Source organism: Motilimonas cestriensis, from assembly GCF_021295315.1.
In the GTDB taxonomy this organism is placed as follows: Bacteria; Pseudomonadota; Gammaproteobacteria; order Enterobacterales; family CBDFNC01; genus Motilimonas; species Motilimonas cestriensis.
Genome location: NZ_JAIMJA010000001.1, coordinates 341,431 through 358,565, shown reverse-complemented (window position 1 = coordinate 358,565; position 17,135 = coordinate 341,431). Strand labels below are relative to the sequence as shown.

Sequence of the window (17,135 nt, the reverse complement as noted above, 5' to 3'; positions counted from 1 at the left end):
GCTATTTAAGCTCAGCCTATGGTTTCAATAAGCTGAGCGAATAGATCTTACTTTGCTTGCTTTGCAAGTAAGTATTGCGTCAGCATTGGCACCGGACGACCCGTTGAGCCTTTACTGCCTTGCCACGCTGTACCCGCGATGTCTAAATGTGCCCAGGTGTATTTTTCAGCGAAGGCTTTTAGGAACATCGCTGCAGTGATCGAGCCACCTGCGCGAGCAATTGAGCCGGTATTGCGTAAATCAGCAAACGGTGAGGTAATTTCAGCCGCGTAATCATCCCACAATGGCATTGGCCAACCGCGATCCCAAGACTCATTACCCGCCGCTAACAGCTCGTTGCTTAAGCTATCATCATTAGCATAAACCGCTGTGGGGTGCACCCCTAGACCGACGATCACCGCACCGGTTAATGTCGCAATATCAACCACACTAGCGGGGTTAAAACGCTCTGCGTAGGTGAGAGCGTCAGCTAATACTAAGCGGCCTTCGGCGTCAGTATTGATGATTTCAATGGTCTTACCGCTCATGCTGGTGACCACGTCACCCGGCTTAGAGGCACGTGCCGAAGGCATGTTCTCGGCTGCGGCGATGATAGCAACCACGTTTAACGCGGGTTTAAGTTCGGATAGGGTGTGCATGGTACCCAGCACGGCCGCTGCGCCGCCCATGTCGTACTTCATTTCTTCCATGCCAGCGCCCGGCTTTAAGCTAATGCCACCACTGTCAAAGGTTAATCCTTTACCAACTAATACGTGCGGGGCTTCATTGGCCTTACCGCCTTGGTATTGCAGCACAATCAGCTTGGCGGCTTCATCGCTGCCTTTTGATACGGACAGGAATGAGCCCATGCCTAAGGCTTCCATGTCACTTTCTTCAAGCACTTCTATTTCAAACTCGTTGTGCTGCTCAGCCAGCTTAGCGGCAAATTCGGCAAGGTAGGTCGGTGTACAAATATTTGAAGGCAAATCGCCCAGCTCTTTGGTGACATTCATTCCATTGGCGATGGCTTGCCCTAAAGTGACGGCAGCATCATTGGCATTGGTGGTGACAAAAGCCAATAACTCGGTTTTAGTGGCTGGCGCTTTTTCTGATTTAGTGATGTCATAGCTGTATAAGCTGCTTAACCATTGTTGCGTGATCTGCGTAAGGGTCCAGTCAATATCGCGTTTTGCTGGCACTAAGACATCAACTAATAAACTGACTTGAGTTTGGCTCTCTTTTAGTGCGACCGCTAAGCTTTGTACTAATTTGAGTAGTTCATTTTCACTGAATTTTTCACGTTTGCCAGCGCCAACAAGCACCAGCGACTGCTCTGTGTTGAAAAAGGGAGTAACAACTCCGGCTTTGGTGCTGATTTGCTCTTGTTCAATTAAGGCTTTTATTTGCACTTCGGACGATAAACCCGAGAGGGCGCTAAGATCGTCTTTAAATACAGGAACCACAAGGGTGCCCGTTGTGGCTTGTTCTGGTGTTGCAAAAATAAAATTCATATTACCACTCAGTTTATTTCGTTGTATTACATGGTGAGGCTAGATTGGTCTCACCAGCGGATTAGGTTTTAATTATTAGCGTGTTTTATTCGTGGCCTAGGCGATGCCAGAAGTAGGCAAAATCCATGGCTTTGGTGTAGGCGCTTTGTTTTAAATCTGCCGCGCCAGCATGGCCACCTTCTATATTTTCATAGTAGAAAAATGGGTGGCCTAGCTCCGCCATTTTAGCTGCCAGCTTACGGGCGTGGGCAGGATGAACGCGATCATCCTTGGTTGACGTTCTCAACAACACTTTTGGATAGTGGCGATTGGTAACTAAGTTTTGATAAGGCGAGTAGGTTTTGATAACTGCCCAATCTTCTGCAATATCAGGATTGCCATATTCTGCCATCCAACTGGCACCGGCTAAAAGTAGATGAAAGCGTTTCATGTCCAGTAAGGGTACCAGAATATTGATAGCATTAAACAGCTCAGGGCGTTGAGTCAAGCATACCCCCATTAACAAGCCGCCATTTGAGCCGCCCATTGCGCCAAGGTGTTTTGGTTGGGTCACCTTACGATTGATTAAATCTTCTGCAACAGCAAAAAAGTCATCATAGGCGCGTTGGCGCTGATGAGTGAGAGCTGCCTGATGCCAAGCCGGGCCAAACTCGCCACCTCCGCGGATGTTGGCGATGGCATATGCGCCCCCTTGTGCGAGCCAAGTTTTACCCGCATGCGCAAGATAGCTTGGCTTTAATGCAATTTCGAAGCCGCCATAACCATACAAAATAGTGGGGGTCGTACCGTTGAGCTCCAGATCTTTTTTCGCAATCAGGAAGTAGGGGACTTGTGTGCCGTCTTTTGAGTTAACCCAGTGTTGCTCTACTTGCAGGTCGCTGGCATTAAATTGTGGCGCTAATTGGCGCAACATTTGTGGTGGTTGATTTGGCGCGAGCAAAAACAACGATTCAGGCAGCAGGAAGCCCTCGGCCTTAACCAGCACGCTGTCGTCTTCTTCGCTGGCATCAATGACCGATAAACTTAAGTTTGCTTGTGGCGTGAGATCACTGACTTGCCAATTTTTGTCTAGGCAAAGTAAACGCGAACTGACGTTTTCAAGCAGCTCAACATAGAGTACGTTTTTGGCCGGCGTGACACGCTGGATCGCCGCTTTACTACTAGGGCGATAGACTAGGGTCGGCTCAGGTTGCTGACACAATAGGCTTGCCATTGGCAGTGCAATTAAATCGGCTTGTTTGAATCCAAGCCAATCGGCCTTTAAGCTGACCAGTAAATGGTCGTTAAATAGGCCTTGAATATCATGTTGTTCAGGTAAGGGCAGCTCGATTAATTGCTGACTTACAAGGATATAAGTGCGGTGATGGAAAAAATCAATACAGCGACTCACGCCCGTGTATGATTGATCGTCTTGCTCTAAACGGAAGGTGAAAAGGCCCATTTCCGAGGTTGGAATGGTAAGTAATAACTTACTATCATTAAGAGAAGTTTGGCGGTGCCATAGCTTAACTTGTGCCGGATAGCCTGAATCTGTCAGGCTGTTTGGGCCAAAATCCGTTGCCACTATTATTTGCTGTTCATTAACCCAAGTGACCATGTTCTTGGCTTCAGGTAAGTGAAAGCCATCGCTCAGGAATGTTTTAGAGACCAGATCAAATTCGCGGACAATCCCAGCATCACTGCCCCCCGGACTCAGTTTAATCAAGGCTTTGTTATGCTCTGGTGCTAGCACATCAATGGCGCCGATAACCCAATTCGCTTGCTCTTGTTTATTCAAGGCATCAAGATCAAGCAAGGTTTGCCAGCGTGGTGTGCCCGATACAAAATCGGCAAAAGCGGTTTTACGCCATATGCCTTTAACATGGTCTTTATCTTGCCAAAAGTTGAAGTAATCGCTGTTGCGGCGCGTGCCATAAGGGATTTTTTGGTCGTTTTCTAAGCTGCTTAAGATCGCATCTTGAAATGGCTTAAATACGGGGATTTGCTCTAACTCGGCTTGGCTACGTTGGTTTTGTTCCCTTACCCAATCTAACGCAAGTTGGCTTTCCACTTCTTCTAGCCATAAATAGTTATCTTGTTCCATGTGTACTCCATATAAAGGCTAACTGGTTATCCGTATTACCAAAATCGAGAAACAGATGCCTATCAATCTAGTGGGATAATGCCAAATTGGATCAATTAAGGCCTAACACTAGGCGCATTGAGTTAACAAAGTGTCTATTAATAAGCTCTAGAGGCGCACTCAGTGAGGCCAGAGCAGCGTGATTCATAAGTGTTAATTGAGAATTATTGTCACTTATAAATAGTCGATTATGTGGTATAAACGCGATTTTGTCCCTTGCTTTTCGTCCGATTAACTTTATAGCCCATAACTGGGATCATTTACTGATACTCTGCGTATCGCGCAGTGAGGTTTTAGGTGTGACCGCAGTAAGGCAAAGGAAATGACGTGCTAGAATGCGCCAATTCTAAAGTGATCAGGAGGATGTTCACTTTAGTTTCATCAGGCTACTTAGTTGTTTGGTCTGAGTCGGCAGAGCTGATTCACATTTTGGCATGGTATGAGTCAATGTGGTCAGGATGGTGCTCGGTTAAGCTTTATCAGGCAACATAATTGTTTGCTCTGAGTCGGCAGTACTGGTTCATAACGAACCATTAGCTCAAAAAGGAGAGAGGGTTGTGCTAGCCTATTTTATCCGGCGTTTATTGCTGGTTATCCCTACATTTATTGGTATCACCGTATTGGTATTTACCATTACTCGTTTTGTGCCCGGTGGGCCAATGGAACGCGCCATTGCTGAAATGCAGCAAATGAGCTTGTCTCAAGGCAGCAGCATGAGCAACAATTCATTGTCAGAAGAGCAATTAGCGGAGCTAAGTGCATTTTATGGCATGGATAAACCCGTTTGGCAGGCTTACGTCGACTGGATGGGAAAGTTACTGCAAGGTGACTTAGGTGCATCGACCTTTTATCAAGATCCAGTACTCGATTTGATTCTTGATCGTCTCCCTGTTTCAACCTTTTATGGCGTTTGTCTATTTCTTATTAGTTATGGCGTCTCCATTCCCTTAGGGATAGCCAAGGCACGCTATCATGGTAGCTGGTTTGATAATTTATCCTCCATTGCGATATTTGTCGGCTTTGCGCTGCCCGGTTTTGTGGTCGGCATTTTGCTGTTAACGGTATTTTCATTCCAGCTGGAATGGTTTCCATTTGGCGGTTTTGTCAGTGATGAATTCGAGGACTTAGAAACGCTTAGCGAACAGATTTACGAAATCCTCTGGCATGCCGTGTTGCCCTTGATGGCTTACGCCATTGGCGACTTTGCCATTTTAACCATGACCATGAAAAACTCGTTAATGGAAAACCTGTCGGCAGACTATGTCCGTACTGCGATTGCCAAAGGCTTGCCTTTTGACAAAGCATTAAAACAACATGCATTACGTAATAGCTTAATCCCTATTGCTAGCCACTTTGGTGCGGTAGTGAGTGTGTTCTTTGCCGGTTCATTCCTTATCGAAGCCGTATTCAATATCGACGGTATTGGCTTATTGGGTTACGACGCGATACTGCAGCGCGATTACCCAGTGGTGATGGGCATTTTGGTGATGACCTCTATTGCCATGATGATCGGGAATATCTTGTCGGATATCTGTGTTGCGTTAGTCGATCCACGCGTTAAGTTTGGGAAGTAGATGACATGAAATTAAATCCATTAACCCTGAAAAAACTTAATCGTTTTCGATCTATTAAACGCGGTTATTACTCCGCCATCATTCTATTTATTTTAATGATGCTGTCAGCCTTTGCTGAGCTGTGGGTAAACAACCGTGCCATAGTGGTGAGCTACGAAGGCAATTGGTACTTCCCAACTTACAGCGATGTTTATCCGGGGAAAACATTTGGCCTTGATTACGCTTACGAAACCAAGTATCGCGAACTGCAATTGCAATTTGAGCAAGGCGGCGGCGATAACTGGATAGTGATGCCGATCATTCCTTATAACCCATTTGAAAATACTTATTCGGAAGACGAATACCCACCAACGGCACCTTCTTTCGAAGATAAGCATTACCTCGGCACCGATACTTATGGCCGTGATGTCGCTGCGCGGTTGATCTATGGTTTTCGTTTAGCCATGGGTTTTGCCTTTTTGGTGATGGCGATCTGTTATGCCATTGGTGTCACGGTAGGCTGTTTTATGGGCTACTGGGGTGGCAAGGTCGACTTGTTCGGTCAACGTATCATTGAGATATGGAGCCAACTACCGGGTATCTATGTGATCATGATCATCGTGTCGATATTTGGCTCTAACTTCTGGCTCTTTGTCATGATCATTGTGATGTTTAACTGGACCGCGATGACTTGGTATATGCGTACCTTGACCTATAAAGAAAAGGCGCGTGAATACGTGATGGCTGCGAAAGCGCAAGGGGCATCCACTGCGCGGATTATTTTTAAACATATCATGCCTAATACCTTGATGATGATAGTGACGATGGCACCATTTACTATCGTGGGTAATTTAACCTTACTTACCTCATTAGACTACTTAGGCTTGGGACTTGCGCCGCCAACGCCGAGTTGGGGGGAGATGTTGTCGCAAGGTAAGGATAATTTAGACGCGGTGTGGATTGTGGCCTCGGTGGTAACCGCCATTGTATTGGTGCTCACCATGGTTACCTTTGTTGGTGAAGCCATTCGCGAAGCGTTTGACCCGAAAAAGCATACTAAATATATCTAACGAGGTGAGCTGGCGCGTCAAGTGAGTGTTAAGCGCCAGATTAACCGCCGCTATCGCCATTTTTGCTCGTTGGCGAACAGCGTTATGGAGAACAAGTAAAAGGACAGATTATGAAGTTAAGTCTTAGATTACATCATGCCGTTTTTGCTATCGCCAGCCTATTTACTGCTGCGGCTTATAGCGCCGAATTACCGGGAAACTTGGTTTGGGAAAATAATAATGATCAGCCAGTATTTGCCTCGGACCAAGCTAAAAAAGGCGGTACATTGCGTCTGTTTGCTGATAGTTACCCGCCGACATTTCGCGTGGTTGGACCAAACTCCAACGGTGAGTTTCGTGAGTATATTCTAGCTAATCAAATGGGGTTGACGATGCTTCACCCCAATACGAAAGAATACATTCCGCAAATTGCCACGGATTGGGCGGTGAAAGATGATTTTAAAACGGTTTATTTTAAACTGAACCCTAATGCGCGTTGGTCTGACGGCGAAAAAGTAACAGCAGATGATTTTGTTTATGCGCGCGAGTTTCACCTAAATCCTAATATTAAGGCGCCCTGGTACCACGAATATTACACCAATCAATTGGTGAACGTGACCAAGTATGATGATTACACCATTTCAGTGACCCTGGGTGAAGCGAAAGAAAAGCGAGAGCTAATTGGCTCAACCAGCATCACACCAGTGCCAGAGCACTTTTATAAGGGCCGTATTGGTGAAAACTGGGTGAAAGAAGCCAACTGGGAAGTGGCACCGAATACTGGGCCTTACATTTTATCTAAGTTTAAAAAAGGTAAAACCGTTACCCTTACGCGCAATAAAGAGTGGTGGGCAAAGGACTTAAAGTTCCAGAAAAACCGCTTTAATGTCGACAAAATTCGCATCAAGGTGATCCGTGATAAAGCCATTGCTTATAAGCTTTTTTTAAAAGGCAAGCTAGATACCTTCGAAATGCCAGAGCCGATTTACTGGCACGAAAAAACCAAAAAACGAGAGTTTGCTAACGGTTATATTAAGCGCACGCTAGCGTATAACGACAAGCCTCGTATTCCTTGGGGCATTTACCTTAATACTCAGTCGCCAATTCTGTCTGACATTAACGTGCGCCTTGGTTTGCAACACGCGATCAACATGCAAAAAGGCATTGATAAAGCGCTGCGTGGCGATGTACAGCGTCTACCACAGTTCACGTCGGGGAATGGTGAATATCAAGCGGATATAAAACCGCGCGAGTTTGATTTGAAAAAGGCCGCGGAATATTTTGCAAAAGCGGGTTGGGCTGAGCGAAACGATGTGGGGACCCGCGTTAAAAACGGTCAAACCCTATCGGTAGAGCTGATGTATAGCGGTGATGAGCGTAACGATTTGATGGTTATTTTACGTGAAGAAGCGAAAAAAGCCGGTGTCGATTTAGTGCTTAATAAAGTGGACTTCACTACCCGTATTCGTACTGTTGGCGAGAATAAGCACCAAGCCTATTGGGGTGGATGGGGAGTGGGCGTATTGGCGCCGGCTTATTGGCAGTTCTTCCATTCTATTCATGTCGGGCAAAACAATACAAATAACACCACCAACACTGCGGATCCTGAGTTGGATAAATTAATAGAAGCTTATCGCACCGAATTTGATGTGGATACGCGTATTAAGCAAGCCAAACAAATCCAACATATATTGCATGAACAAGCGATGTTTATTCCCGGTTACCAAGAGTCTACCTCTCGAGCGGCACATTGGCGCTGGGTCCATTTACCTGAAGTGCCGATTACTCGCTCTTCGCGTGAAATGTTTCGTCTAAGTGGGGCCACTACTTTTGGTCTGTTCTGGATTGACGAAGAAGAGAAAAAAGCCGTGTTAAGAGCCAAGAAAAAGCGTAAAACTTTTGAGCCGGAGTTGAAGATAGATGAAACCTTTAAAATCTAACCAAAGCTCAATGACAGAGCGAGAAGAGCGTACGCTTTTATTAGGTGAAGTGGTACTAGATGTTCGTCAGTTAGAGACGACCTTCACTACGGAGCAAGGCCCAGTGAAAGTGCTTGATGGCGTAAGCTTTCAAGCTAAACGCGGCCAAACTATTGGCATCGTGGGCGAGTCGGGTTGTGGCAAGAGTGTCACATCGCTATCAATCATGGGCCTATTACCGCGTCCTCATGGCCAAGTGACCGGTGGCGAAGTGCTGTATCAAGGCCAAGATGTGACTAAGTTACCGCCAGAAAAGCTTTATGAAATGCGTGGCAACCGCATCGCGATGATCTTCCAAGAGCCAATGACCGCATTGAATCCAGTGCATACTATTGGTGATCAGCTTTGTGAAGTGTTCCGCTTACATCGCCCTGAATTTAACAAGCAACAGCGCAAAATTGAAGCGATTAAAATGCTGAAAAAAGTAGACATTCCGGCGCCTGAAAAACGCTTTGATGTTTATCCTCATGAGCTTTCTGGCGGGATGCGCCAGCGCGTAATGATTGCCATTGCCCTTGCGTGTAAGCCGGATATTTTGATTGCTGATGAGCCAACCACAGCATTAGATGTGACCATCCAAGCGCAAATTTTAAGCTTGATGAAAGACTTACAGCAAGAAACTGGCATGGCCATCATCTTTATTACCCACGACCTAGGCGTCGTGGCGGAAATTTGTGATGAAGTGGTAGTGATGTATGCTGGTAGAGCTGTCGAGAAAACCAACGTGTTCGAGCTATTTGAAAACCCTCGTCATCCATACAGCCGTGGTTTGCTTAACTCGATCCCTCGCCTTGATGACAAACCAAAAACACGGTTAAACACCATTGAAGGCTCAGTGCCCTCACTGGCGGATATGCCTAAAGGTTGCCGCTTTTACAATCGCTGTCCTGATCGGCAAGATAAGTGTGAAAGCCAAACGCCGCAGCCAGAAATGGTGGCTGAGGATCATATGGTGAGTTGCCTAAGGCTAAAGGAGTTAAGCTAATGAGTGATGTTGTATTATCGATTCGCGATCTTAAGCAGCACTTTGCTATTGGCGGAGGTCTGTTTTCTAAAAATAAGTACGTGTATGCCGTTGATGGCATCAGTTTAGACGTTAAGTCTGGCGAAACATTAGGGCTGGTGGGTGAATCGGGCTGTGGTAAAAGTACGGTAGGCCGGACGTTACTTAAGCTATATGAACCCACCTCAGGCAAAATATTCTTTGAAGGGCGTGATATTACTGACTTGCCCGTTAGAGAGATGGCTGATTTGCGTAAAGAAATGCAGATCATCTTTCAAGACCCAATGGAAAGCTTAAATGCGCGCCACACCGTTGGCGGCATTATGGCTGAGCCGTTTGAGATCCACGGCATTGGTACGCCAGAAGAGCGCCGCATGTGGGTAGAAGATCTATTAGTGAAAGTGGGCTTGCCAAAAACCGCAGCCGATCGCTACCCTCATGAGTTTTCTGGTGGCCAGCGTCAGCGCATTGGTATTGCTCGTGCTATTGCGTTAAAACCCAAACTTATTGTCTGTGATGAAGCGGTTTCAGCATTGGATGTGTCAGTGCAATCGCAAATCGTGAATCTGTTACTCGATTTACAACAAGAGATGAACTTAGCACTGATATTTATTGCCCATGATTTGTCGGTAGTTAAACACATCTCCGATCGTATTGCGGTGATGTACCTAGGCAAAATTGTTGAAATTGGTGATGCAGAGACCTTATATAAAGAGCCAAAGCACCCTTATACTCAAGCGTTGATCTCGGCTATTCCAATCCCTAACCCGCGTTTACGTAACAAACGCATTATCCTCAAAGGGGACGTACCCTCACCGATGGATCCACCTGCTGGCTGCCATTTCAATGCCCGTTGTATGCACGCCACGGATTTATGTCGCGAGCAGCGACCTGAGCTGGTAAGCGTAGGTGAAAACGGCCATCAAGCCTCTTGTCACTTGGTGTCGCCAAGCCCTTAGAGCCAGTTGTCCTTGACGCCGTCGAACATTTTTGTTGGGCGGCGTTTTTTTATGCTTAACGTTAGTTGAAGTATGACTATGAAAACGATTTTAGTGGCGGGTTTTGAACCGTTTAACGGACAAACTGTTAACCCTGCCAGCCAAATCTTACCCACATTGGCCAATTTGAGCTTAGCGGGCGGTCAAATCTATTGCCATCAAATACCCGTCGTAGGGCAAAAGGCTCATGCTAAGTTATTGCAATTAATCGACCGATATCAAGCTGATGTAGTGATTGTACTGGGCCAAGCCGCAGGTCGCCCTGACATTACTCTTGAGCGCGTGGCGATTAATGTAGATGATTTTCCGATTGCCGATAATGCGGGACAACAACCGTTAGACCAAGCGATTGTTGAGGATGGCCCGGCAGCATATTTTAGTACCTTACCTATCAAACACATGCGCCAGGCTATTGTAAAAAAAGGGATTGCAGCCAGTATTTCCAATACGGCCGGTACCTTTGTTTGTAATCACGTGTTGTATGCGCTGCTGCATTCACAGCGCGATAGGGAAGTGCAGGTGGGTTTTATCCATTTACCGCTATTGCCTGAGCAAACTGAAAGTACGAATAAGCCGAGTATGGTGCTGTCAGAGCAAGCCCTTGGCATTCAGAGCGCTATCGCGGCTTTGTTTTCTACACCTGAAATAGAGGTGCAAGTGATTACTGGCTCTCAGTGTTAGTTGAGATAACGATTCATATTCCGGCACTATCGGCGTAATATGAGAGAGTTTAAGTTACTGGCCACTGTTAATGTCTATCGATGTAATAAACCTGTCCGCCCCCGAAATCACCTGCGCCAATTGTCAAGCTTGTTGCTGCCGACTTGAAGTGATGATTATCTCAGATACTGGCGTCCCCGAAGAGCACATAGCGGTGGACTCTTGGGGCGGTGAAACCATGTTAAGGCTAGAAGATGGTTGGTGCTCGGCGCTCGATCGCGACACCATGATGTGCAGTATTTATGAGCTGAGGCCGTGGATTTGTCGGGAATTTGAAATGGGCTCCTATGAATGTATTGAGGAACGAGAGGCACATCTGTAAGGTGTTTCATGTTTTGATAAAAGGCATAGCTTCCGCACTATGCCTTTTATTTCAGGCTAGGACTAAGCGACTTTCTTCGCTTCTTGCTGGCTCGATAGGTACTCGTCAAAAGTACCTTGAAAGTTAACCACTTGTTTATCCTTAATGTCGATAATACGCGTGGCCAGTGAAGAGACAAATTCACGGTCATGACTGACAAATATCAAGGTGCCTTCAAAGGCCTTAAGGGCGCTATTAAGGGCTTCGATGGCTTCCATGTCCATGTGGTTAGTCGGCTCATCCATGATCAACACGTTAATGTCTTGCATCATTAACTTGCCAAACAGTAAGCGGTTCTTTTCTCCACCTGAACAGTTGCGGGCTTTTTTGTTGGCATCATCATCGGTAAATAATAAACGGCCTAACATGCCTCGCACCATTAAATCGTTGTGTATCGGTCTACGCCACTGCGACATCCAGTCCATTAAGGTTAAGTCATTATCAAATTCTTTACCGCTGTCTTGTGGACAATAGCCAATAGAGGCATTTTCTGACCACTTAACGACGCCTTCTTTTTGGCTTAACTCGTTGACTAAGCAGCGTAAAAATGTGGTTTTACCAACGCCGTTTTCACCGATAATGGCAAGTTTGGCACCGGCTTCTAAAATTAAATCGCCGCCTTGGAACAGTAACCCTTCATCAAAACCATGGGCGAGGTTTTCTAAAATCAGTGCTTGGCGATGCATTTTCTTGCCCGGCGCAAAGCTGATAGACGGCATAATCCGGCTTGATGACTTCACTTCATCGAGCTTGATTTTATCGAGTTTTTTCGCGCGTGAGCTGGCTTGCTTCGCCTTAGATGCGTTAGCGCCAAAGCGATTGACAAAGTCTTGTAGCTCATCAATTTCGGCGCTCTTTTTCGCGTTGCCTGCCAATAATTGCTCACGTAGTAAGCTTGATTGCTCAAGGAAGTACTCATAGTTACCCGGATAAATACGCAGTTCACCATAATCAATATCGGCCATATGGGTACATACCGCATTCAGGAAGTGCCTGTCGTGCGAAATGATGATCATGGTAGATTTACGTTTATTTAGTTCATTCTCTAACCAAGTAATGGTATGGATGTCCAAGTTATTGGTTGGCTCATCAAGTAGCAAGATATCAGGATTGGCGAACAGCGCTTGCGCGAGAAGTACACGCAGCTTCCAGCCTGGCGCTACTTGTTGCATCAAACCGTAGTGAAATGATTCTTCAATGCCTGCTTCAAGTAAGATCTCTCCGGCGCGACTTTCGGCGCTGTAACCGTCCATTTCGGCAAATTCACTTTCTAAATCGCCGACACGCATACCATCGGCTTCGGTCATGTCAGGCTTAGCGTAAATGCGGTCTCGCTCTTGTTTGACCTTCCACAGTGCAACGTCACCCATGATCACAGTATCAATAACACTGTATTGCTCAAAGGCAAATTGGTCTTGGCTCAGCGTGCCCACTTTTAAGCCCGGTGTGATAGACACATTACCTGAAGAGGGCGTCAGCTCACCACTTAAGATCTTCATAAAGGTCGACTTACCACAGCCATTGGCGCCAATTAAGCCGTAACGATTGTTGTGGCCGAACTTAGCGGAGATATTTTCAAATAACGGCTCTGGGCCAAATTGCATGGTGATGTTTGCGGTGGAGATCAAAAACAAGTTCCTCTATGTAGCTAAAAATAAGCATTCAGATGACAAACAAGTTTGAGTGAAATCTGCACTATGTTAAAAAGTTGTCGATTAAGACGGCCGCGAAGTATACAGCATTAAGAGGTCTGCAAGGAGTTAAATGTTGGTGAGAGAGGGATAAATTTATTGTATAAAAAAGCCAGCTAGAGATTAGCTGGCTTTTTATATTCAAGTTAATGAAGAGTTATAATATTAAGCTAAATTGGCGGATTAATAATATTCAACCGCTAACTTATCCAACATTTTGATTTGCTTATACTTAAGTTCTTCAAAACCACCGCTCCGGTATGCTTCAAGAGTTTTAGCATTAATCGGAAATAGAGGGTTAGCCAAATTTTCCGTTGTTAGGAAATTGCTTGTGTAAGCATTACTGACCTTTATCGCATCAGCTACATACTCAGGGCTTTGGTCAAATGGGTATGCCACCAAGTTCTCTGCTACTCGCATTATTGTGCCACGACTATTTACAATACAAGTGTGGTCTTTTAGCGCAAACATACAACTATCACTATCTACGGCAGATGTAATTACCTGATATCTAATACTTTCACGAACGGTTTGCAATAACGTACTGCCAAATGCTTCGTTTTCACTTTGGCCTTGTTCCATATAGAACTTTTTATAGTAGTTAGCTGCATCAATAATGAAACCAGCATTCGCAATCTGCAGATTAGATCTCTGTAGGTCAGAGTTTATTCTGGTTTGATTTGTAGGCTCCGTTACTAAGGCTACAGCATTTTGCCAAGCTGTTTCCTTTGAGGTCAAAAATTCATTAATTGGCGTTAATGAACTTAGTCCATCTAGCACTTTCTCTTGAGCAAAAATCTGTGAAGTCTTAGCTTCAGAAATCATGCTATAAGCGAACTTATTAAGCGGCCCAGCTGTGTAATCCTCACCATTTAGCTCAATTTCCAGATGTGTATTTTTAGGTGATGATGCTGCGTGCTTCTTAAACACCGATAATGCCTGGATTTGTTCATATGTTCTGAACTTTTTATCAGGGTGTTCGGTTTCTAAGCTTTTCACTAACTGCTTTATTGTGGTTCCTACTAAGTTCGATTCTTGATTTAGGTTAGTTTGTGCAAACCAATTCATAATGGAACTTTCAGGCCACAATAGTCGAGGCGCAAGCTGTTTCGTATAATCAGGGCTGTAAGAGGCCATCGAAGTTACTTCCTTTCCGTCTTTGTCGACAAAGAAATAACCGCTGTAATTAGAGCCTGTTAGCCAGTGACTGATCAGCTCGTCTACTTTCGCTTTTACAGATGGAATATCAATAGGGGCTGAACTGCCACCGATGATCAGGTTTCGGTTAGCTAATAGTTCCGCTGCTATAGGACGGTAGAACCAAACACCAAACGCGTCAATCTCATCATAGTTTGTCCAATCGCTGTATTCTTGATTCTCAGTCGACCAAGCCGTTTGGTTGTTAAGGAATTGCCCACCATTAAGCTCAGCATAGATTTCTACACTTTGTGTTGCTCTATCAATGTAAACTTTATTGTTAGCAAAGTAATCATTTAACGTTTCGTCAAAACAGCTCGTTGGTAGTGTGTGGGCTGGGCCTAAATCTCGAGCCGCCCAACTATAAACGTCTTTTAACTCGAAATTTTTGAAGGTGCCATTTGCCAATTTAACCTGACAGGTTTTTTCTGGTGTCGCCAGCACATTGACCAGTAGCTTACCGGCTTTTTGTGCTGCAGTGTATTGTTCACAAGCAACAGGCCAACGTGGCTCGCCATTGTTCTGAACTTCACACATAGCGGTACCAAAAGTATCACCATCACTCCAACCATTAAATTCAGCGGCCGCTTCAACGAAACCCCAACCATTCATGCCATGGACCGCGACATCTTGCAGTTGGTTGCGCATGAAAAAATAGCGACGAACAGTATTGTTTTCTCTGAAACTAAAATCTTCACCTCTGAAGTTCCATTGCTCGTGGATGTCGGTAAAACGTTTAAAGTGATAACGAGCGTTATCAAGTGGAGTTGTGCCTTCATCGAATCGGTCACAAGACCAAGTGCTACCTACGTTACCGTCGGTACAGAACTGGTATTCTCTTAGTGCGATAGGTGCGTTTTCTTCTGTGGCTGGGCCTTGTTGCTCTAAATGCAGCGACAATTGTGCAATTGGACCAATTTCAGAGCGTTCTACTTTAGAATTTGCATCAGATTGAGTGAAATAGTTGCTGTATTTCACATCAAAGTCTTTCAGACTGTGGAAAGAGCCAGTTGAGTCTTCTACTTCACGGTTGTATGCATAGCGCAGTGCCGCTATGTCGTAACTGCCAAACAATGGCTCGATATCAAGTTCTGATGGGGCGTAGTCCATGATAGAGCTTGCCGCCGGTGCACCGCGTAAGCCAAGCTCTGCAGCTCTTTCTTCACTGTAGAAGTTTGCTTTATCTGACGACCCTTTAAAGTTATGTCTTAGGCCAAGGTTGTGGCCAACTTCATGTATTAACGTTGTTTTGTAGTTATGAACGCCAAAAACATCAATAACCTTTTGTTTTTGAACATCATTTAACTCTTCCCAAGGTTTGAGAAAATCTCCAGTTTTATCTATAAAACCTTCCGCGACAAAGTCAAAGCCGGGTAAGCTTTTCTTCTCAGTACTCGACACCCAAAGGTTATCAGATGAGAACATGTTGTTTCTTGACCAAAATTCTTTACGCTTTTCTTCAGCAAGAATATCTTCAATCGGCTTTAATGCATCAGTGCTTAACTCATTATAAGCCGGGTGGCTCTTAAGATCTTCAGCTAAAGATTTACGAACTAGGTTTTGCTGGCTTCGAATTAGCATTTCTTTACTGTAGTCGTCAGGCATCATTCCAGTATAAGTATCTGTTGCTTTATCAGCGACTTCACCTTCTTCGACCAGTTTCATTTGCTGTACTTTAGCAATACCTTCTTTTATCTCGGTTTGAAGCTTAGTGTGATCACCAAGTGACCCCTCATTGTATAGGCTTGCAAATTGATTCCATTGTCTATAGATGCCGGATTTGATTACGCCTGGATACATATTGGTATAAGCACTAATTGTTTCACCCGTAAGTGGGTTTTGTGCTGATGGACCATAGCCTAATAAGCCTACGTTGAGCGGCTCAGAAAATAGGTTTATTGCATTGTAACGCAAGTCGCCAGAAACAACGCCTGAAGGGGCGCTTGGGTTGATGATATGAAGAGGCGGTATTCCTGCTTCTTTCATTTGAGTTGCCATGATCGCGAACGCTTCTTTAGTGGCTTGCAACCATTTTTCGTTACCCGGCTTAAAGAATGAATCACTTAAATAGTAATCAATACTGTCTTTATTGGGTGAAAATCGAGCAACATATGACCCTTTAGTATCTTGATTACCAATCGAGCCTGCTATGTCAGCTTTTTCAAAGTCCGTGGTGAAAAAACCGAATGTATTTTTATCTTTTACAGAGGCATATACCGGCGTGTATTGAGGATCTGATACGAGATCGAGGCGTACCAAAGAGTAGAAGAAGTTAGCCTTACCAATATCGTCTTTAAAGTGACGCTGAATTTCAAGGTTGATAACACCACCCTTGGTATCCATCTGTTTATGTGTTACTTCGCTGGATTTTGCATCGCTGCTAAATTGTTCATTAACATCTGTTACGTAAGATTCAAACTCGCTGTAATCAGGTGTGAAATAACTTCTTTCCCACCACTCTAATTCGAGTTCGGGTACCTTTTCTTCTGCGTTAGTACATTCATCGTAGTCATCCTCTTTACAGCGGTATGAAGTGTACTCACCGGGAATAACGAAAACGCGAGTGGCATTAATTTGATCTTCCCAGCGACTGGTCTCTGCGACTTTATTGCCGTTTGCATCGGTAACATATCTAACGATGTCATTATCAACTTTTACTGCTGTTAATCCGTCACGGGTTAAGTGCAGCTTCACTAGCTGTTCACCACTTTCATAATAGGAAAGCATATTTGCGTTTCTTGGTGCTGATGAAGTCGATGGTCTGTATAACCATAGTCCAGGGATAGGGACAGCAACGACCTCACCATCAACATAAATCGGCGCTTCGTCAGATAGACTAGTAACAGTTACTTCGTTTTTGTCTTTCACCAACGTGTCGTAAGGTGCATCTCCGGCACCACATCCAACTAGGGATAGGCCAAGCGCAATGCTTAGAGCCAATTTAGTTAGTTTCATAGATAACTCCATTTCGT

At 44.9% G+C, this 17,135-nt stretch carries 11 protein-coding genes; 7 read left to right on the top strand and 4 right to left on the bottom strand.

Features of this window, described 5'->3' with window-relative positions:
* Positions 1 to 47 precede the first annotated feature (47 nt).
* The gene (locus K6Y31_RS01605) at positions 48 to 1,490 is read right to left on the bottom strand and encodes a leucyl aminopeptidase (protein WP_233051114.1); all 1,443 of its coding nucleotides are present in this window, start codon (positions 1,488 to 1,490) and stop codon (positions 48 to 50) included.
* A gap of 85 nt (positions 1,491 to 1,575) precedes the next feature.
* On the bottom strand, positions 1,576 to 3,573 hold the full coding sequence (locus K6Y31_RS01600) for a prolyl oligopeptidase family serine peptidase (RefSeq protein WP_233051113.1): 1,998 nt from the start codon (positions 3,571 to 3,573) through the stop codon (positions 1,576 to 1,578).
* Positions 3,574 to 4,169: 596 nt separating this feature from the next.
* Here K6Y31_RS01600 and K6Y31_RS01595 point away from each other — a divergent pair.
* The 7 genes from K6Y31_RS01595 (at position 4,170) to K6Y31_RS01565 (ending at position 11,236) form a co-directional block, all read left to right on the top strand.
* The gene (locus K6Y31_RS01595; protein ID WP_233051112.1) at positions 4,170 to 5,186 is read left to right on the top strand and encodes an ABC transporter permease subunit; all 1,017 of its coding nucleotides are present in this window, start codon (positions 4,170 to 4,172) and stop codon (positions 5,184 to 5,186) included.
* Positions 5,187 to 5,191: 5 nt separating this feature from the next.
* Positions 5,192 to 6,235, top strand: a complete 1,044-nt coding sequence (locus K6Y31_RS01590) for an ABC transporter permease (protein ID WP_233051111.1) — start codon at positions 5,192 to 5,194, stop codon at positions 6,233 to 6,235.
* A 110-nt stretch (positions 6,236 to 6,345) separates the two neighbouring features.
* A complete protein-coding gene (locus K6Y31_RS01585; RefSeq protein WP_233051110.1) occupies positions 6,346 to 8,154 on the top strand; it encodes an extracellular solute-binding protein in 1,809 nt (602 codons plus the stop codon).
* Entirely contained in the window at positions 8,135 to 9,178 is a 1,044-nt protein-coding gene (locus K6Y31_RS01580; protein ID WP_233051109.1) for an ABC transporter ATP-binding protein, read from the top strand. The genes K6Y31_RS01585 and K6Y31_RS01580 overlap by 20 nt, the downstream gene beginning before the upstream one ends.
* Entirely contained in the window at positions 9,178 to 10,155 is a 978-nt protein-coding gene (locus tag K6Y31_RS01575; protein WP_233051108.1) for an ABC transporter ATP-binding protein, read from the top strand. The genes K6Y31_RS01580 and K6Y31_RS01575 overlap by 1 nt, the downstream gene beginning before the upstream one ends.
* Positions 10,156 to 10,233: 78 nt before the next feature.
* Positions 10,234 to 10,875 (top strand): pyroglutamyl-peptidase I, encoded by a 642-nt coding sequence (gene pcp / locus K6Y31_RS01570; RefSeq protein WP_233051107.1) that lies wholly within the window; start codon positions 10,234 to 10,236, stop codon positions 10,873 to 10,875.
* Positions 10,876 to 10,945: 70 nt separating this feature from the next.
* Positions 10,946 to 11,236, top strand: coding sequence for a YkgJ family cysteine cluster protein (locus K6Y31_RS01565; RefSeq protein ID WP_233051106.1), 291 nt, complete (start codon positions 10,946 to 10,948; stop codon positions 11,234 to 11,236).
* Positions 11,237 to 11,298: 62 nt separating this feature from the next.
* Here K6Y31_RS01565 and K6Y31_RS01560 read toward each other — a convergent pair whose 3' ends face one another.
* On the bottom strand, positions 11,299 to 12,903 hold the full coding sequence (locus K6Y31_RS01560; protein WP_233051105.1) for an ABC-F family ATPase: 1,605 nt from the start codon (positions 12,901 to 12,903) through the stop codon (positions 11,299 to 11,301).
* A gap of 246 nt (positions 12,904 to 13,149) precedes the next feature.
* A complete protein-coding gene (locus K6Y31_RS01555; RefSeq protein ID WP_233051104.1) occupies positions 13,150 to 17,118 on the bottom strand; it encodes a zinc-dependent metalloprotease in 3,969 nt (1,322 codons plus the stop codon).
* Between the last annotated feature and the right edge of the window lie 17 nt (positions 17,119 to 17,135).